Origin of the sequence: Paramesorhizobium deserti (genome assembly GCF_001558695.1) — a bacterium.
GTDB lineage: Bacteria > Pseudomonadota > Alphaproteobacteria > Rhizobiales > Rhizobiaceae > Paramesorhizobium > Paramesorhizobium deserti.
This window is the reverse complement of the sequence record NZ_LNTU01000034.1, coordinates 506,982-525,214: the sequence shown is the minus strand read 5'-3', so window position 1 is coordinate 525,214 and position 18,233 is coordinate 506,982. Positions and strand designations below refer to the sequence as shown.

Annotated in this window: 14 protein-coding genes and 2 pseudogenes; 10 read left to right on the top strand and 6 right to left on the bottom strand. The window is 63.4% G+C overall.

The window, feature by feature from the left end; translation table 11 throughout:
• Nucleotides 1–211: 211 nt before the first annotated feature.
• The 3 genes and pseudogenes from ATN84_RS27535 to ATN84_RS18720 all read left to right on the top strand — a co-directional run.
• A pseudogene (locus ATN84_RS27535) lies at nt 212–729 on the top strand (LLM class flavin-dependent oxidoreductase); the annotation flags it as partial.
• Complete coding sequence (locus ATN84_RS18725) at nt 725–1,252, top strand: alpha-amylase family glycosyl hydrolase (protein ID WP_201026407.1); 528 nt, start codon at nt 725–727, stop codon at nt 1,250–1,252. The pseudogene ATN84_RS27535 and the gene ATN84_RS18725, both read left to right, overlap by 5 nt.
• A gap of 73 nt (nt 1,253–1,325) precedes the next feature.
• Entirely contained in the window at nt 1,326–1,577 is a 252-nt protein-coding gene (locus tag ATN84_RS18720) for an alpha-glucosidase C-terminal domain-containing protein (protein WP_153020292.1), read from the top strand.
• 42 nt (nt 1,578–1,619) lie between these two features.
• On the opposite strand, the gene ATN84_RS18715 is transcribed toward ATN84_RS18720, so the two are convergent.
• Nucleotides 1,620–2,915, bottom strand: coding sequence for a cation:proton antiporter (locus ATN84_RS18715; protein WP_068883443.1), 1,296 nt, complete (start codon nt 2,913–2,915; stop codon nt 1,620–1,622).
• Nucleotides 2,916–3,247: 332 nt separating this feature from the next.
• Here ATN84_RS18715 and ATN84_RS27835 point away from each other — a divergent pair.
• The 7 genes and pseudogenes from ATN84_RS27835 to ATN84_RS18685 form a co-directional block, all read left to right on the top strand.
• Nucleotides 3,248–3,439 (top strand): annotated as a pseudogene (locus ATN84_RS27835) (hypothetical protein); the annotation flags it as partial.
• 1,428 nt (nt 3,440–4,867) lie between these two features.
• Nucleotides 4,868–5,152, top strand: coding sequence for a DUF2218 domain-containing protein (locus ATN84_RS18710; protein WP_068883441.1), 285 nt, complete (start codon nt 4,868–4,870; stop codon nt 5,150–5,152).
• Nucleotides 5,152–6,081, top strand: a complete 930-nt coding sequence (locus ATN84_RS18705) for a siderophore ABC transporter substrate-binding protein (protein WP_068883602.1) — start codon at nt 5,152–5,154, stop codon at nt 6,079–6,081. Before ATN84_RS18710 ends, ATN84_RS18705 begins: the two co-directional genes overlap by 1 nt.
• Nucleotides 6,078–7,058 (top strand): ABC transporter permease, encoded by a 981-nt coding sequence (locus ATN84_RS18700; RefSeq protein ID WP_082766364.1) that lies wholly within the window; start codon nt 6,078–6,080, stop codon nt 7,056–7,058. The genes ATN84_RS18705 and ATN84_RS18700 overlap by 4 nt, the downstream gene beginning before the upstream one ends.
• On the top strand, nt 7,051–8,025 hold the full coding sequence (locus ATN84_RS18695) for an iron chelate uptake ABC transporter family permease subunit (protein WP_082766363.1): 975 nt from the start codon (nt 7,051–7,053) through the stop codon (nt 8,023–8,025). Before ATN84_RS18700 ends, ATN84_RS18695 begins: the two co-directional genes overlap by 8 nt.
• Nucleotides 8,022–8,780: an iron ABC transporter ATP-binding protein gene (locus ATN84_RS18690; protein WP_068883438.1), complete on the top strand. Its 759-nt coding sequence runs from the start codon at nt 8,022–8,024 to the stop codon at nt 8,778–8,780. Before ATN84_RS18695 ends, ATN84_RS18690 begins: the two co-directional genes overlap by 4 nt.
• 159 nt (nt 8,781–8,939) lie before the next feature.
• Nucleotides 8,940–11,027, top strand: coding sequence for a TonB-dependent receptor domain-containing protein (locus ATN84_RS18685; RefSeq protein ID WP_068883436.1), 2,088 nt, complete (start codon nt 8,940–8,942; stop codon nt 11,025–11,027).
• Nucleotides 11,028–11,113: 86 nt separating this feature from the next.
• On the opposite strand, the gene ATN84_RS18680 is transcribed toward ATN84_RS18685, so the two are convergent.
• The 5 genes from ATN84_RS18680 to ATN84_RS18660 are packed head-to-tail and all read right to left on the bottom strand — an operon-like array spanning nt 11,114 to nt 18,100.
• Nucleotides 11,114–11,959, bottom strand: a complete 846-nt coding sequence (locus ATN84_RS18680; protein ID WP_068883434.1) for a sugar phosphate isomerase/epimerase family protein — start codon at nt 11,957–11,959, stop codon at nt 11,114–11,116.
• Complete coding sequence (locus tag ATN84_RS18675; RefSeq protein ID WP_068883433.1) at nt 11,956–13,302, bottom strand: DUF6005 family protein; 1,347 nt, start codon at nt 13,300–13,302, stop codon at nt 11,956–11,958. The genes ATN84_RS18680 and ATN84_RS18675 overlap by 4 nt, the downstream gene beginning before the upstream one ends.
• Nucleotides 13,302–14,573: an AMP-binding protein gene (locus ATN84_RS18670; protein ID WP_068883598.1), complete on the bottom strand. Its 1,272-nt coding sequence runs from the start codon at nt 14,571–14,573 to the stop codon at nt 13,302–13,304. Before ATN84_RS18670 ends, ATN84_RS18675 begins: the two co-directional genes overlap by 1 nt.
• Before the next feature lie 25 nt (nt 14,574–14,598).
• Nucleotides 14,599–16,350, bottom strand: a complete 1,752-nt coding sequence (locus tag ATN84_RS18665; protein WP_068883431.1) for an IucA/IucC family protein — start codon at nt 16,348–16,350, stop codon at nt 14,599–14,601.
• The gene (locus ATN84_RS18660; protein ID WP_068883429.1) at nt 16,334–18,100 is read right to left on the bottom strand and encodes an IucA/IucC family protein; all 1,767 of its coding nucleotides are present in this window, start codon (nt 18,098–18,100) and stop codon (nt 16,334–16,336) included. Before ATN84_RS18660 ends, ATN84_RS18665 begins: the two co-directional genes overlap by 17 nt.
• Nucleotides 18,101–18,233: the final 133 nt, after the last annotated feature.

Genomic DNA, 18,233 nt, shown 5'->3' with positions numbered 1-18,233 from the left:
GATGTCGATTCTGGAGAAAGTCCGCTTTCAGCTGTCATAATCGCCGCCGCGGCGGCTTTGGGCCGACGCTTGTTGCAAACTTCATCGATTGCGGACGGTCCGCTTCCGTAACCGAGTTCGGCCGGCACCGTTCTCGCACCAGCAGTTTTGACAAGTCGCGACGCCAATCGCCGTTCGACGGGGCGGTGGCCAGCAGTGTGTCGGAGGGGCAATGCCCGTTATCAGCTTTCACGCCTCGCATGAGCAGATCGATCCGAGGTCGCTGCTCGATGCGGTTGGCCTTGCGGAGTCCGCGGGCTTCGGCGCTGCAATGTCGTCGGATCACTTCTCGCCCTGGAGCGAGCGACAGGGCCAGTCCGGCTTAGCCTGGTCCTGGCTTGGCGCCGCTTTGCAAGCCACATCCCTGCCTTTCGGCGTGGTCACCGCGCCTGGCCAGCGATACACCCGGCGATCATTGCTCAGGCTGCAGCCACCCTCTGCCAGATGTTCCCCGGCCGCTTCTGGATGGCGTGCGGCACCGGTGAAGCCTCGAACGAGCACATCACGGGAGATCGCTGGCCTCGAAAGCCCGTCCGCAATGACAGGCTGGCCGAATGCGTTGCGGTCATGCGTGCGCTGTTCGCAGGCGAGACCGTGACCCATGACGGGCGATCAAAGTGGATCGTGCGCACCGCGCGCGATCTCGGCATGCGTGTGATCGCGGACCTGGTGGTGAACCACACGTCTGCACCGCTTCTACAAGCACCAGCCCGACCTCAACATCGCCAATCCCAGGGTGCGCGAGGAGATCCGCAGGATCGTCGGTTTCTGGCTGGAGATCGGCCTTTCCGGCTTTCGTGTCGATGCTGTCCCCCTCCTCCTCGAGACCTCGGGAATCGAGCGCCCGATGGAGATCGCGCCGCACGATTGGCTGCGTGATCTCCGCAGTTTCCTCGGCCGCCGGCGCGGCGATGCCTTGCTCATGGGCGAGGTCAATCTCGAATATGAGGATGTGCGCCGTTTTTTCGGCGATGAGAGCGGCGACGAATTGCATATGTGCCTCAACTTCAACCTGAACCAGGCGCTGGCATTGGCGCTGGTGCGCGAGGATGCGGGGGCGCTGGTCCACAATTTGCGGGCCATGCCGTCGCTGCCGGCCGACGCAGCATGGGCCAACCTCATCCGCAATCACGACGAGTGGTCGCTCGATAAACTCACGGAGGCGGAACGGCAGGAGGTCTTTCGCGCATTCGGGCCGAAGGAGGACTTCTGAACTGGATGGAGCACCTGATCCGCAGGCGACGCGAGACGCCGGAGATTGTCTTCGGGCCTGGAGCCTGGTGCCGGTGTCAGAAGCCGCAATCCTGGCGCTGCGCCACGATTGGGGGAATCGCTCCGTCCTCACGATCCACAATCTGAGCGACAAATCCCACCGGGTCTCGTTCAGCCTCGGTCAGGTTGCCCCGCACGGCCTCGTCGATCTCTTTGGCCACGGCGGCTTTACCATCGAGAAGGATGGAACCATCACCATCGAGGTCGGGAGTTACGCCTACAGATGGTTTCGCATTCGGCGCACCACCGAAGATCTCCCGCTTTAGAGTGGGATGCGCACGCTTTCGCTCGCACGTCCGCAAGATGCTCTAGTGACGTGGCCGTTGGATCGCCGGTGGCTGCCCACGCGGCGGCCCCGTTGCGCTGCGCATTGAAGTCCGGTAGCGGTCAAGACGCTTCATGATCGGGGTAACCGCGATGCCGTGGATGACGATCGAAACGAGGACCACGCAACAGACCGTGACCCAGATAACCTGAGCCCCGTCGAATTCGGCCTGACCCAAGGCGTAGGCGACATAGTAGAACGAGCCGAGGCCGCGGATGCCGAAGAACGAAATCGCCAGCTTCTCGTGATACGGTGCGGGATGACCAGCGAGGCTGATCCAGCCGGAAAGTGGCCGTAGGACAAGCAGAACCAGGGCTGCAACAAATACGACGGGCCAGCTCAACCCGCCGAAAATCGTACCCTCGGCGATCGCGGCACCGAAGCAGACCAACAGCACCATCATGACCAGCCGTTCGATCTGCTCGGCAAAGCTGTGCAGGTTGCGATGGTAGCGGTGTCGCCGTTCGACTGCCCGGAAAGCCACCGCAGCGACAAAGACCGCGAGGAAGCCGTAGCCATTGGCCAGCTCGGTTGTACCATAGGCCAGGCATGTAATGCCGAGCGCGGCAAAACCGTCATTCGACCTGGCGAGTGCCGCTCGGTTCGGCAGGCGGAACGTGAGATGCCCCATCACCCATCCGCCAATCCACCCGATCGCCAGCCCTGCACTGACTTTCCAGATCACGTCAACGAGCAGCCAGTTGGCGAAGAAGGGTTCGCCCGAAGCCTGCGAGAGCGCGATTGCGATGGCCAGGTAGACGAAGGGAAAGGCCGCGCCGTCGTTGAGGCCGGCTTCCGAGGTAAGCGCGAAACGCACCTCATCCTCCTCGCCGGACTGAGGCGGCCCAACTTGTACGTCGCTCGCCAGGACCGGGTCGGTCGGCGCCAGGGCAGCGCCGAGAAGAAGGGCCGCGGCAATGCCCAAGCCGAGGACCGCCCAACCAAGCAGCGCGACGCCCGCAATGGTGATCGGCATGGCGATGAAAAGGAGGCGCCATGTCATGCCCCAATTGCGCCAACCGATCGGCCGATCCAGCTTCAGGCCGGCGCCCATCAGGGAGACGATGACGACAAATTCGGTCATCCGTTCAGTGATGTACCGATTCTCGAGCGGGTTCGCCCAGTCAATCGGCAGAAGCGGTGACCAGGTCAGCAACACCCCCGTGCCGATGCAGAACATGGGCAGGGATAACGGCAGCTCTTTCAGCCAGAGGGGCAGCCAAGCGGTCAAAAGAACAATGGCGCCAAAAATGGCCAGGAAGACGGCATACCACTCCACTTACGTTCGATATCTCCCTTTGCCGCCCGGCTCTATCGCCCTGGGACCGACGTCCTGCCTCCGCTCCGTGCTGCCGATCTCCCGAGGAGCGAGTGTCGTGAGCGAACGTTGGTGTGATCATGACATTGAGAACGTCCGCGCACCATAGTGAAATGTATCCACCTCACCTACAGAGGCTATTGATCTGCGTCCCTCAGGCGCGGACTTGAGGGTTCCTTGACACTTGCAGCGCCCCGTCAGCGCTCATCCGTTCGAGGGCTGCGTGTGCCCATCGAATCTCTCCTGTTGCTGACACCCATAGCACATATGAGGTGCTTCAGTTCCGACACCCCAACGCGGCCTTGGCCGACCTTGAGAAGATGGGGATCGTTGAAGAGATCACTGGGCGCAAGCGGGGACGGGTGTTTAGCTACCAACGCTGTCTTGCGATCCTCAGCGAGGGGACCGATCCTTGCCTGCCGGCAGCTGAGATTTTCGGTCGGCCGCGACAACTTTCGGTCGGCAGCTATCGCGCCGACAAATGAGCCACGCTGATAGAAGCACAAGTCAACGCGTGGAAGTCGTATCTAGGTTAGGTCCGTTTCTTACGCTGCTGTGCGAAATAGCTCGTCAAGAAGCGCTGTTTCCATCTGGAGTAGCATGGGATGAAGTAGAGAGACCGGTCGCAAGTAAAGATGATTGCAGGCCCCCGCAACCAAACTGAACCCAAAACCCCCAATCAACTCAAGCAGTTGGCTGGGGGTTTTTGTTTGTCCAGATTCTCCAGAAACATCGAAAAATCCAAAAAGCGAAGAAATATCAATCCAATTACGGGATTGAGGTTCAAATCGAAGGTCGGCCGACACGCAACCAGCTTGCAATCCATGAAGGCCAGGCTAAGGCTGCGAACAGGCCCCAATTGCTGTATTGTCCCCGGATTATAGCAGGCAAAATCGCTTGGCTAAGACGACCGCTATGGTCAGCTTAAGTGGCAGTCAGGGATTCATCGCGCGACGCCGGGCATGTTTTGACCTAAGCTTCCAGACCGCAACGCGCCTTCTATTTCGGTCATTCAGATCTGACCCCGGAATCCAAAAGCAGAGCACGTCATACAGTTATCCTAATAGTTAGGAGAAAGTTCGAGTCCTGTCGGGCGCGCCGCGCGATGATGAGAACTATATCTACGCTATAGCCCTCTTTTGTGAGACGGCAAAGGCTTGCGCGCCAAGGCGCCTCCGCACCACCGTCTTTCGTGGGGGTATGAAACCTGTTTCGAGCACGATCTTCTTGACCGCCGTCTCGCCCAGCTCATCCAGAATCTGACTGTCCGTGATTCTTTTGCCCATTTGGCGAGTATAGGTGCATTTGCGCTCTCCGCGAGTATTTTGCTCCTGTTATGTTTCCTTGTCCCTATACAACGCAATGACCGCTTTCTCCGCAACCTGCTCGTTCCGATCGGCGAGACAGAGGGCAGTGAACTACCGACCACGACCTAGAATGCCTTTTGGCGGTGGAACCGAGATGAGCGCGCTGGCGGGTTCCATTGCGAACGAAGGGGTCGTCGCTAAGCTGATCGGCGAATGACGTGTTCGGGGCCGAAAGTGGGCGGCTTCCGGAATCGAACCGTGCGGAAATCAGGCATCTGTGTCACAGCGGTCTTCCTTGTTCCGCGTGTGACCAGCTGTGGTGCCAGACATCGCCAGCGGATCGCCGATGTAAGTTTTGTCGTCTGTGGTCCATGCCCGTCTGGTACGACGGATCCCACCGTAGCTAAGCTTGGCCGGTGGTACCCTTACGCAATGCAGCCGCTTCAGGACTCCATCAATGTCACATTGGACGGGTACTGCGATTGTCGTGCGGAACCGCATCACTGCGACCTGTTCCGTCTTCGGCGATTGTTGGGAGCGCTGCACTTGCCCGATAGGGCGGTTTGCGATAACTGGAGTAATAAAGTCATGTAAAGCGAGATTGCCATGCTGACCGCGACCGCGCGCTGCCGGACCCCGCACGCCGACAAATACATACAGCAGCTCTGCAAACATTTCGGCCACAAGATCGAGGCCGTTTATGCCGATGGGCATGGTGAGTGCTGCTTCTCCTGCGGCACGGCAATCATGGATGCCGACCTGGAAAACCTCGAGATAAGGGTGGAGGCCGCCGATGCGGAGGGGCTGAAGGATACGAAGCACGTCATCGAATCGCACCTCATCCGCTTTGCGTTCCGCGAAAACATGCCGGCGCTCGCATGGCAGGGCTGATGACGTCAGGGTCCGTAAGATGGCCGACGGCCTGGGCGCGGGCCGCGCTCGGCTTGGCGGCGACGGTGCTGCTGATCGCCGATGTGTCGGCGGCCGGGATCGATACGGCGCTTGGCAAGGTGACGGTCGACAAGGTGCCGCGGACACTCGCCGTGTTTGACATCGCCGCGATCGACACTCTGGACAGTCTCGGCGTGAAAATCGCCGGCGTGCCGGAAAAGCTATACGTGCCGGAACTCGAACACCTGAAGGCGGGTGCCGAGGTTGTCGGTACGATCTTCGAGCCCGATCTGGAGGCGCTCAGCGCGCTGGCGCCGGACCTGATCGTGGTCGGTGGCCGCTCCTCCCTGCGGCTGGAAGCGACGGCCAGGGTGGCACAGAGCGTCGACATGACGATCGAGGGCGACGATCTCCTCGCCGAGGCAAAGGCGCGGCTGGAGGGATATGGCACCCTTGTCGGCAAGCAGGCCGAAGCAGCGAATCTGGTGGCAGAACTTGATGCCGCCGTCGCCGCGACGCGGTCGGCGGTCGAGGGCAAGGGCAACGCACTGATCCTGATGACGAGCGGCCCGAAAGTGACCGCGTACGGCGAGGGCTCACGTTTCGGCTGGGTGCATAGGGCGCTCGGCCTGCCGCTCGCGGTGAAGGATGTCGAGGCGGCGACCCACGGCGAGGCGGTTTCGTTCGAATTCGTGCGCGAGGCCGATCCCGACTGGCTGATCGTGGTCGATCGCGGCGCCGCCATCGGTTCCGGCGAGCAGAACGCCAGAGCCACGCTCGACAACGAGCTGGTCGCTGCGACCACCGCCTGGACGAAGGGACAGGTGATCTATGTACCGGCCGCCGATTTTTACATCGCGGCGGGCGGCGTGCGGGCGACGATGCGCGTTCTGGAGACGATCCGGAGCGCCTTCTCCAAACCCCGATGACCATGGCGACGGCTGTCCGTTTGAAATTTGGTCCGTCGGCGGCGGCGCTAGGTGCGCTGCTGGCGCTGGCGGCGGTCAGCCTGTTCGTCGGCGTGAGCGAACTTTCGCCGGGCGCGTTGTTTTCCGATCCGCAGGCGCTTGGCCTGATGATGGCGAGCCGAGTGCCGCGCACGCTGGCCGCGCTGCTCGCCGGCGGCGCGTTGGCGATCGCCGGACTGGTGATGCAGGCGCTGGCGCGCAACCGCTTCGTCGAGCCGTCGACGGCGGGGACCACGCAGTCGGCGGCGCTCGGCGTTCTGCTCGTCACCGTATTGTGGCCGGAAGCCCCGCTCGGCTGGAAGGCCGCGGTGGCCGTGGTGACGGCGCTTGCCGGCACCTCGGTATTCCTGGCGCTCGCCCATAGGCTACCGCCGACGCAGCCCTTTCTCGTGCCCCTGTTCGGCATCGTCTATGGCGGCGTGGTGGGCGCCGTGGCGACCTTCGCGGCTTGGCAGCTCGACCTGCTGCAATATCTGGAAACCTGGACCACCGGCGAGTTCTCGGGTGTTCTGCGCGGCCGCTACGAACTTTTGTGGATCGCCGGCGCATTGGTGGCGCTGGCATGGTGGACCGCCGATCGGCTGACTATCCTGTCGCTCGGCCGGGATGTCGGCATCGGGCTTGGGCTCAACTACGCGGCGGTGCTGCGCCTGGGCCTGGTCATCGTCTCGGCCATCGCCGCGCTGACCGTGGTGGTGGTCGGCATCATCCCATTCGTCGGCCTGGTCGCGCCGAACCTGATCTCGCGATTTGCCGGCGAGAACCTGCGCCACACCCTGCCGTGGGTGGCGGGAACCGGTGCGGCGCTGGTGCTTTCCTGCGACATCATCGGGCGGCTGATCCGCTTTCCCTACGAGATCCCGGTGGGGATCGTCCTCGGCGTGGTCGGCGCCGCGCTGTTTCTCGGCCTTTTGTTCGCGGGGCGCGGCGATGGCTGAGGCGGCGGTTCTTTCCGGCGCTGCAAGCCCGGCGCGGCGGCTAACGCTGACCGCTGCCGTGGCGTTGCTCGCCTGCGCAGCCTACATGACGATCGGCCTGCGCGGCGATCTCGCGCTGGGGCTTGAGTTGCGCGGATTGCGGCTTGGAGCGATGATTTGTGTCGGCGTTGCGGTGGCGGTGTCGACGGTGGTATTCCAGACACTCACGGCCAACCGCATCGTCACCCCGTCGATCATGGGGCTAGACGCGCTTTATATTTTCTGCCAGACGGCGCTGGTCTTCGCTCTGACCGGCCTCGGCTTTGCAGGCATCGACCCGCGCCTGCAATTTTTCGGCAATTTCTTTGTCATGACGGGCCTTGCTCTGGCGCTGTTCCTGCCCTTGCTCGGCCGGCGCCTTGATCTCGGCCTGTTGCTGCTTACGGGCGTCGTGCTCGGCCTGCTGTTCCGCTCGCTGTCGGTGCTGCTGGCGCGGCTGTTCGACCCCAACGACTTTGCCGTGCTGCAAGGCGCCGTCTTTGCCAGCTTCAGCCGGACCCGGCCGGACCTGCTGCTGATCGCCTGGCTGATCACCGCGGCAGGCACGGTGGTCGCCTGGCGCATGCGGCACGTGCTCGACGTGGTCGCACTTGGCGAGGAGGCTGCGGTCGGGCTCGGCGTATCCTGGCGAAGCGTTGTCGCCGGCCTGCTGGCGCTGGTCGCGGCCCTGGTGGCGGCGGCGACGGCGCTGGTTGGGCCGATGGCGTTCCTCGGGCTGCTGGTCGCCTCGATTACCGACCGCGTCGCAGGCACCGGCCGGCACGCCGTTCTGCTGCCGGCGGCCGCGCTGGTAGCGGTGGTGGTGCTTGTGGGCGGCCAGACAGTGCTTCAGCACGGGCTGGGCGGCGAGGGCACGCTTGCGATCGTCGTCGAATTTATTGGCGGTATCATCTTTCTTGTCATGCTTTTCGCGGGAGTGCGGCGGTGATCGACATATCCGATGTGTCGTTGACGCTCGGCGGCAGCGTGATCCTCGACCAGATCAGCCTGACGCTGCCCAAAGGCGGGGTCACTGCGCTCGTGGGTCCCAACGGCGCCGGCAAATCCAGCTTGCTGTCGTTGATCGCTCGGCTGCGGCCGTTGCAGACAGGCCGCATCACAGTGGATGGCCACCCCATCGATACGACGCCGACACGGCAGTTGGCGAAAGTGATGGCGATCCTCCGCCAGGACCCGGGCGTGGCGAGCCGGCTGCGCGTCGCCGAGCTGGTGGGATTCGGCCGCTTCCCGCACAGCGGCGGGCGGCTGACGGCGGAGGACCGTCGCATCGTCGCGGAAACGCTGGAACGGTTCGACCTGACCGGGCTGGCCTCGCGCTTCATCGATACCCTTTCAGGCGGGCAGCGGCAGCGGGCGCTGGTCGCCATGACCTTCTGCCAGGGGACCGGCACTGTCCTGCTCGACGAGCCGCTGAACAACCTCGACATGTTCCATGCGCGTGAACTGATGCGCATGCTGCGGAAGATCGCCGACGAGCATGGCAAGACAGTGCTGGTGGTGCTGCACGACATCAACCACGCGGCGGCTCATGCCGACCGGATCGTGGCCATGAAGGATGGTCGGATCGCCGCCGCGGGCGACACGGCGTCCATCATCCGGCCCGACTTGCTGGAGATGGTCTTCGGCTTCCCGATGCAGGTCGAAACCATAGCGGGACGGCTCACCGTTCTGCACCACGCATAAAAACACAGCCGCGCAGAGAACGCAGCAGTTCCAACGACTTGCATAAAGTTGATTTTTTATATCAGGTTTATTGCCACGGCACAATGGATGGGCTATTAGCAATCCGGCCGTGTGCTTGGGCACCGGTCGGGGTGGGTCCAACCGTGGGGAAATCAGCTAATGTCATCCGATCGTTTGCGTGTGTTGGCCGTAAGCACCGCGATATCCTTTTTTGTCAGCCACGACGCATTGGCGCAGTCCGCTCCCGCGCAGGGAACGGGACCCCGCGTGACGGCTGCCGAGGAAACCGAAGAGGGCCAGACCGCGCCGGGTGGCGCAATACAACTCAAAACCATCGTGGTTGATGTCGGTGCGGGGGCGAGTGCCTCGGCCGGCGCGGACGTGATCGCCATCGACCCGGAGCAGATCGATCGCAAGGCGCCGCGCGATCTGCGCGAAGTCTTTTCTGGCGAGCCGCAGATCGCGGTCGGCGGGGCCATCCCCAGCACGCAGAAGATCTACGTCAACGGTGTCGACGAGAACAACCTAGCGGTGACGGTCGACGGCTCGCGGCAGAACAACAAGGTTTTCCACCACAACGGCACCTATCTGCTCGATCCGGCGCTGTTGAAGGCGGTGTCCGTTCAGGCGGGCGTGGCGCCGGCCGATGCCGGGCCCGGCGCTCTGGGCGGTTCGCTCGGCTTCGAGACCAAGGACGCCGTCGATCTCCTGGAGCCGGGCCGCAATTTTGGCGGCTTCGTCACGGGCATTTGGGACACCAACAGCGAGACCTACACAACCGGCTTTGCCGCCTTCGGCCAGCAGGAGGGTTTCGAGTATCTCGGCTACATCAATTACAGCAACGGTGGCAATTTCACCGCCGGCAATGGTGAAGAGATGCCGGGCACCGGCACCGACCTGATCAGCGGTCTCGGCAAAATCGCCTATGAGAGCCTGGAGGGTCACCGTTTCGAGCTCAGCCACGAGCAGGTGCGCGACGACGACCTTCGTCCCTACCGCGCCAATGTTTATATCCATCGGCCTGGCCGTGAACGGGAGTTGCGGAACTACGATCTGCGCCGCCAGAACACCGTCTTCACTTACACCGACGCTTCGCCCGAAGGTTGGTGGGATCCCAAGATTGTTCTGGCCTACAGCAGAACACAGATTGCAACGCCCGAGTATTTCTTCGACGAGATCTCACCCACCGAAGGCGCTACCAGAAGCTTCAACGGCAAAATGGAGAACAGGTTCACGCTCGACATCGGCACGATCACCGCCGGCTTCGACTTCTACAACGACAAGGCAGACTTGGCTTACCGGAATTCCACGGAACCCTTCTTTACCGACGAACGCACCGCCAATATTGGCGCTTATGCGCAGGCGCGCCTGGAGCCGTCTGACCGCGCGCGAGTTTCGTTTGGCGGCCGCGCTGACCACCAGTGGTTCACCGGCATCGACGGATCGGATTGGACCAATGCCGGCGTGAGTGGCAACATTTCAGGCGAATACGACCTTCTGCCCGAATTTCTGACGGTGAAGGCCGCGGCCTCGCATGTCTGGGGCGGCGTGCCGCTGGCAGAAAACTTCCTCCAGAACCCGCTCTGGACCTATGGTAACGGGCCGGAGCCGGTTACCTCGAACAATATCACCACCGGTCTGGAGGCGCGCTACAACGGCTTCACCTTCGAGGCGAACCTGTTCCGCACAGACATTGACAATGCGCGCCTGCCGGTCTTCGGACGCGGCGTGCCGGCGCCGGAAGTCTCATCGATCCGCACGCTCGATCTCGTCTCCAAGGGCTGGGAGGTCGGTGGGCGCTACAATTGGGATGCCGGTTTTGTCAGCGTAAAATATGCCGACATCGAGGCTGATATAGACGGCGTGCCGGCCGACTCCGAGATTGGGCGCTATTTGACGACGCCGCTTGGCCAGGTCGTCATGATCGGCGCCGGCTACACCTTCCACGATTGGGGCTTGAAGGTCGGTGGCGACGTTGAGATCGCGCTTCCCTACGATCGCACGCTGGTGCAGCATCCGACCGATCCGACCAGCCCGAAGCGGAAACTGCAGGGCTACGAGGTGGTGAACGCCTATCTGGAATGGACGTCGCCGTCGAAGCCGAACTTCACGCTACGCGCTGATGCGCTCAACATCTTCGATGAGGTCTACACGGACCGCGCCGCCTACGGCCAAGATTTCGACGGCGTGAGCCCTCACTACGATCCGGGCCGCTCCTTCCGCCTCACAGCGACCGCGCGCTTCTGAGGTCGAAACGCAAAAAAGCCGGCGCGGACATCGGTCCCACCGGCTTCTGGTTTATTGATGTGAGACGTGAGCGTGCGTTGTCATCCTCACGCTGCCCCGGCGCGGATCGGCGCCTCGCGGTCAGCCCTGAGCAGGCGCAGATTGCGCGCGTCGTTGGCGAGCACGTTGAAGCAGTCGCCGCCGAACCATTCCAGCGAGGCATCGATGTCGTCGCGCTCGAACAGCGCATCGAGAAATTCCAGATAGTCGAGCGCGCCGTCGAACAGCGGCGTCATGCCGGTGCGTTTTCCCGCCGCCGCATAGACGTTTGCCGGCTCGAACACGCCGAGGTCGGCGCGCGAGCGCACGTTCTTCAGATGATAGTGCCGGATGCGGGGCAACAGTGCCCGGTGTGCGGAAAGCGGATCGTCGCCGCCCTCCCACACATGCAACGTGTCGAAATTGATCGCCAGCGCAGGATGGTCGACCTCCTCGATCAGGCGCTGCGTGGAAGCGAGCGTATCGGCCAAGGTGCCGGGATGGGTCTCGACCAGCACCGTGCAGCCACTGTCCTCGGCGATGCGGCAGGCCTCCTTGAGGCGCGCCGACAGCCGCCAGCGCGCCTCGGGCGAGATGTCGCGGCTGCCCGTCTTTCCCGCAAAGGTGCGCACCTTTTTCGCGCCCCAGCGACCCGCAAGCCGGCAGAGATCCGCCGTGGCGTGGCGCAGCGTGGCAAGATCGTCGTCGAGCGGCAGGTAGTCGCTGAGCATCGGCACCGAAAGCCCGAAGCCGGCCATCCAGGCCGCGTCGCGGTCGGTGAGATGCTGCATGTTGCGGGCATGCACGGCCCAAAGCTCGATGCCCTGAAAGCCGTTGGCAGCCGCCCAGCGGGCGATGTCCTCCAGCGACAGCAGGTGGTGCCGGAAGGTGATGGTGCAGAGCGACAGCCTCATGCCACCGCCTCTTCCACGTCATGGCGCGGCGCGTGCAGCAGTCCGTGCGAATCGCACCAGACCCGGTAGGTCTCGGCCAGCTGTCGCTTTAGAACGCGCTCCATCGCGTCCAGCGCGTCAAGCTTCTCGAATACCGACTCGGCAAGCGCCTCGTCTTCAGTCTGTCCGAGCTTCATGACCGCGTAATGCAGCGCCTTGAACTCCTGGATCAGCGTCTCGATATGATCGCAGATCACGTCGAATTCGGCGTTCGACAGCCGCAGCGAGCGCCAGAAGAACGCAAACCCATGCTCCAGCGCGTATTTGCGGATGGAGATGACCGGCAGCTCGCGAAGTGCCGCCGGCAGGTCTGCGAGCGCCACACCATTGCGGCCCTCGACATGGGCCCGCACGATGTCGCGCGCCGCACTCGTCAGGAGATTCTCGTCCTGATGGAAGCAGGCGAGGAAATAGTCGCGCAGATCGCCCGCCGAGGGCGCCCGTATCTCGGCGGCATCGAAGATGAAGCCGCCACCCACCGTCGGCTGCATGATGGCGTTGACGATCTTCGCCTTCTCGATCCGGCCTTCCCAGCGGAAATCCGGGTCGAGCACCATCAAGACGTCCGGATCGTCCGTCTTCTCCAACATCAGATAGTGTGGGAAGGGGTTCTGGTTGAACTTGTTCTCGCGTTCCGGCAGGTGGAAGAGGTCGAGCATGACCATCAGGAACTCGCTCGGCTTCTTGTGCTCGAGAAGCTCCAGCATGGTGGCGAGGTTCTCTGTCTTGCTGACGTCCGGCCGGTACCATTGACGAACCCTTGCGCCGTAGAGCCTCTCGAACCAGCCACGGAAAAAGTCATGGCTGATCTCCGGCGTGTGGTAAGCAAGCCGCCAGCGCTCGTCGACGGAGAAGCCAGCGTCCCAGACTCCGAAAAAGAACGGCCGGTGGTCGAGCTGCTTCTGCTTCACCGCGTGGCAGACATTGCTGACGAAGCAGTGGACCTTTATGTCGACATAGTCCTCGCCATGCACGCCGACGCGTTCAGCCGCCTCCTGCTCGGCGCGGGCGAAGGTGAGATCATGCGCCGGGCCTGGCATCGGCCGGTCGCCTGTGGCCGGCGGCTCGGCAAACAGGTTTACCAGATCGTTAACCGTTTCCAGATCCTGCCGGCTGATAGCTTCTTCGGGAAGTGCTACGCCGTGGTCGAGCTCCAGCGCCAGCATGATCTCAAGGATCAGAACGGAGTCGAGGTAAAGATCCTCGTTGAGCCGCGCCGTCGGAGCGAAGGCATCCATGTGAGCGTGGTTGAGCCTGTCGCGCAGGATCGTCTCGATCGCGCGGAGAATTTCTCCATGGGTCATCACGCCGCCTCCGTCCGCACGGCGCCGAATTCGCCTGCGCCATGGCGCGCCGCCACGTCGCGCCGGCTGATCTTGCCGTTGGGCTGGCGCGGAATACGCTCCACCTGCATGACCTCGCTCGGCACGTGATGGGCGGCCAACCGCTCGGCGCACCATTGCCGCAGCTCCGCCCGGTCGATCGTCCGCTCGGCGCTGAAAAGCAGCGCAACGCGCTCGCCGGTAAACGTATCCAGCTTGCGGAAGACGACGGCGTCGCCGATGCCCGGCATGCTCATGACCACGTCCTCGACCTCCTTCGGGTAGACGTTGAGTCCGGAGACGTTGATCACGTCGTCGAGGCGCGACAGGAACACCAGTATGCCGTCGTCGCGGCGGAAGCCGAGATCGCGCGTCTCGATGGAAATTCCGTGCCGTTCGACCGCGATCTCTTTCGGCTCGTCGATAGTGCCGGGGTTGCGCAGCGAAAAACGCGGCAGCACGCGGCCCACCTCGTTGGCCGCGTGCACGTCAGCATTGATGGCGATGCAGCCGGCTTCCGAGCAGCCGTATTGCTGGAACATGTGCTTCGACTTCGCCCGGATCGTCCGGAACCAGGGCTCGGGCAGCAGTGTGCCGGAGGTCATGGTGGCGTGGATCTGCTCGCCGGCAGGCATGAGCCGCGCCAGCGTGTGCAGGATCGCCGGCGAGGAGATCAGATAGGGGCGTTCCGTTTCCCGCAGCTTGCGCAGCAGGAATTTCGGGTTGCCGGTGTCGAGGATTTTTGGCGTCTGGCCGCGCTTCAGCGCCATCAGTATCCCGCAGATCAGCCCATAGGAATGGGTGGTGGGACAGGCGACCAACGGCGTCATGTCTTGCGGCTCGGTGAAGAAGGAGACGTAGGTGTCGATCTCGTCCTCGATGTCGCTCCAGGGGCGTGCAATGCATTTCGGCTCGCCGGTGGTCCCCGAGCTCATCTGCAGGAGCTGCCCGCTTTGCGAATTCCGTTCCTCGACGATCGGCTCGCCTTCCAGCCGGTTATAGAACAGCCAGTTGCAGTTTGCGTTCTCCGCCTGCCGGCGCGCCGCCGCATATGGTGTGGAGGGGGGCAGCGGCAGGATGCTGGCGCCCGCGGCGCGGGCGGCAAAGAAGAAGGCCAGCCAATCCTGCGCCTCGGAGAAACAGACGGCGAAGCGGTCGCCCGCCCGCGCGCCGAGTTGCGCCGCGTCGCCGATGCGGCCTGCGGCTTCGCGGAAATAGGCCTCGTTGAAGACCGTGTCGTTGATTTCGATCATCTTCATCTCCAGATTGTCGGTCTGTTCACGCCATGGCGGCCTGCATGTCGCAGCGTTCCGCGCCTTTGACGGCGGAGGCGAGACTGTTCGGGATTTCGTGCGCGCACTCGGCGCCCGGCGGCATGAGCTTGCGCCTCAGCAGCGATTCGGTGCGGATGCACGGCTTGAACAGGCCGAGCGCGGCCATGCGGTCCGACAGTCCGAACGCCTCGCCATGGGCGGCGAGCCGCCGGCCGATACCGGCCCAGAAGGACGTTTCGTCAAGGCCGTAGCAGCAATGGAGCAAGTGGGAGATTTCGGCGAGATTGTAGACGAACAGCGAGTCCAGCACGAGCTCGCCGAGCAGCTCGACGCTCTCCATCCAATAGAATTCGTTCGGCGCGGCGGCACGGTAGGCGGGGCTGAGCGCCAGAAAATCCGGAACCTTTTCGGGATCGCGCAGAAAGTCCGGCACATATTCGACGCTGTCGTGGAAATCGCGCATCGCCAATCCGACCGGCCAACCGTCACGATGGATCAAGATGAGGTTCTGGCCGTGACACTCGGTGGCGATGCCGTGGCCGGCGAGCAGATGGTAGATCGGCATCACGACCATGTTGATCAGCCGGTTAACCCATTGCTCCAGGCCGTAACGGTCGATCCACTCGGCAACGAACGGGTGGCCGTCGCTTTCGATCATCATCAGCGCGTTGAGTGGCACGGCGGCCTCGCCCGGCGACAGGTGCATGCTCACGTCCTCGCGCCAGATGGCGGCGATCTGTCCCGCGAGCGGCCCGTCGCGGCCGGCGATCGTGCCGGCATATTCGCCCAGGATTTTCAGCGGAAAGCGTTCGGCGAAGACCGGATCGGCGGCAATGGCGTCCTTGAGCCAGGAACTGACCGAAGGCGCGCTGCACACCGAATGCGGTTCGATGATGCGCATCGCCGACGAGTTGATCAGGTTCATCGGCAGCTTGACGTTGGCGCGCTCCGGATGATCGCTGTTGAACAGCGTGCGCACCGACTGGCTCGCGGCGTAACGGTCGCCGGCGAGGCCGAGAAAGAAGGCCGAGCCCTCCGCCAGCCAAACCGAAAGCTCCGAACCTTGCAGGGCCTTCCATTGCCAGGGGTGAAGCGGCATCAGCCCGAAGCGTTTGGCGGCGTCGCCGCAGGCGGCGCGGCGTTCGTCTAGCAGCGCAAACGTTTCGGGGCCGAGTTCCTGTTCCCAAAAAGTCCGTTCGCCGGCAGGGAAGGCGGAGTGTAGCCGCTCGGGCGCGACCGCCAGCCAGGCGAGCTGAAAAATGTTGCCTGCCTCGGGTCCATAGGCGGCGTGGTCGTCAAGGTCGAAGCCGGTGCGCGCCTTGAAGCAGGGATGGTAGGGATGTCCCTCGTCCAGCGCGCTGTCGAGCTGCGCATGGGGCAGATGCCGGCGCTGCCGGCGTGTCAGGTTGGCGTCGTTCCAGGCCGCGAGCACCAGCGTCCGGTCAAGCTCCAAGGCCAGTTGCGTCCGCCACTCGCGATCCGCCTCGAGGCTGGCGACGACATCGTCGAGCGTGGCAAAGTCCCATGCGTCGCCCCGCCGGCATTGCAGCGTCGCGGGCTCGATCCTCACACGCCCGAACGCGCCAACGAAACCCACGCAGCGGATTTCCACGCCGTTCCCACGCCAGGAGAAACGGCAGGATGCCCCGGCCGGCGCCGCCGAGTAGTCGGCCAGTCCTTCAAAAATCATCGCCTCGGCTAGCCGGCGCATGACGCTTCGCCCGGCATTGCCCTGCACATCACGAGGCAAGGGCATGGCGGGTCTCGGCGGCCAGGAACAGCCCGGCGCGGCTGAGCGGATTGGGGAAATGGGTGTAGAGGGCCGTGCCGCCAGGCGCAAGCTCGTCGACATCCTGCAGCCGGATTCCGAGATTGGCCTTGGCGGTGAGGCTCGGTCGGTCGAGCAGACCCGTGGCAAACGCTCTGCCGGCGCCGGGTAGCTCGCTCGCCAGCCTTCTCAGGCGATCGCGCAGAATGCCCAGCAACTCCGCCTCGCTTGCCAGCCCGTCATGGCCCGCCCGTGCGACCACGGCAAAAATCTGGTTGACCACGAGGTAGTAGGCAAAGCGCTCTTGGATGTCGCTGTCTTCGAAGAACAGGTCCCTCACATGAGCGATTTCGGGCGCAAGGTTCTGCCATCGTGCCTGGAAAGCCTTGGAAAGATAGAACCCCTGGCTGTCGCGGTAGAGATAGCGTGTGGGGAGACCATCATGCGAGAGGTCCAGCAAGCTGTTCTGCTGGTGCGCCTCCAGCGCCACGCCGAACCTGTCATAAAGTCCGACCAGCGGGTTCAGTGTGCAGTCGAGATAGCGGGTAAACCACAGGAGGCAGGCCTGCCGAAGCGGGAGGCGGCGATCGCTGGCGATACGGCGGATCACGGTTTCGAGCATCGAGCACGCGCCGGGTGGTGGCTCGGCCGTCAGCGCCGACACGGTGACGACCGGATCTGCAGCGCGGAGCGGGTTCTCACGGAAAATCACCTCGAACCCGCTCTCGGCCCGCCCGGGGATGTCGATCGTCAGATAGGCGCTGTCGTGCAGGAAGCCGAGACGCGGGTCGAAACCGTCGATGCCGGCTCGGGCGAACAGCCGGGCCACCGCGACGCCCGCCTCCAACTCATGGCGGCGGTTGACGCGCCTGGAGTTGGTGATGCGCACCGGCAGCGAGAATTTAGGCATCCAGGCGGCCTCCGGTGAATAGAGGGTGCGGACCGACGAGGTGGCGGTGAACAGCGGGCCGACCGGGCCGAGACAACGGAGCTTGCCGGAAGCAATAAGCGCACGCACCGCCGGCTCGAGCATCAGCGCCTCCGCTTGCAGCGGATGCATCGGAATCAGCGCTTCGCCGTCACGGACTGTCAACGCGCCGGCTTCGCTTCCCAGCAGCGCTTCAACGATGGACATCGCCGTTTCGCGGGCCGCATCCCAGCGGACGAGGCCCTCGGCGGACGCAAAATATATCAGCTGAAAAGAGCCGCGCAGTTCCGGCGCGTAGACACCCTGCTGCCAATCCGTCATTCCCTGCAGGCTTTTTGGCGTTGGGTGCAGCGGATGACCGAAATAGAGCGATTGCTCCGCGGCAAGAAAGCCACTCGCCGGCGGGGGTCTGTCGCCTGCCGCGTCGAGATAGCGTTTCGTCGCCTGGCAGCTCTGGAGAACGCGTTCGAACAGCTCGACGTCAGCCTGCCGATGTGCGGCCGACGCAGTTTCGCGGGCGCCCAGCACCATGAGATGGATCGCCAGCAGCGGCTCGATTTCGCGCCAGGCCGTGCCGGTTTCACCACGCATCCAGATGCGTCCAAACAGGTGCATGCCGCAGAGCGAACGGGATTTGAGCTCGATGCGTAGGACGACATTGCGCGACGGCAGGGACAGCTCCATGCAGTCGCAGTTGCGGTCGCCGATGCGGTGGAAAATCGGTGTTCCGGAGTCGAGCTCCCGCATATAGCTATTGGCGAAGCTTCGGAACGTCGCCTGTTCTGCCGCGATCTGGTTATTATCGATCATCCGCGCACGTCATCTCTGCGGAGGCCCGCGGCACTCCGCTCCAAACATCTATGGCTATGAGGACGCCGCGCGTGAGGAACGGGTCCTGCTGCGGCCGCGGCTAAAACTTGACTATAATTATCACGTTATATTA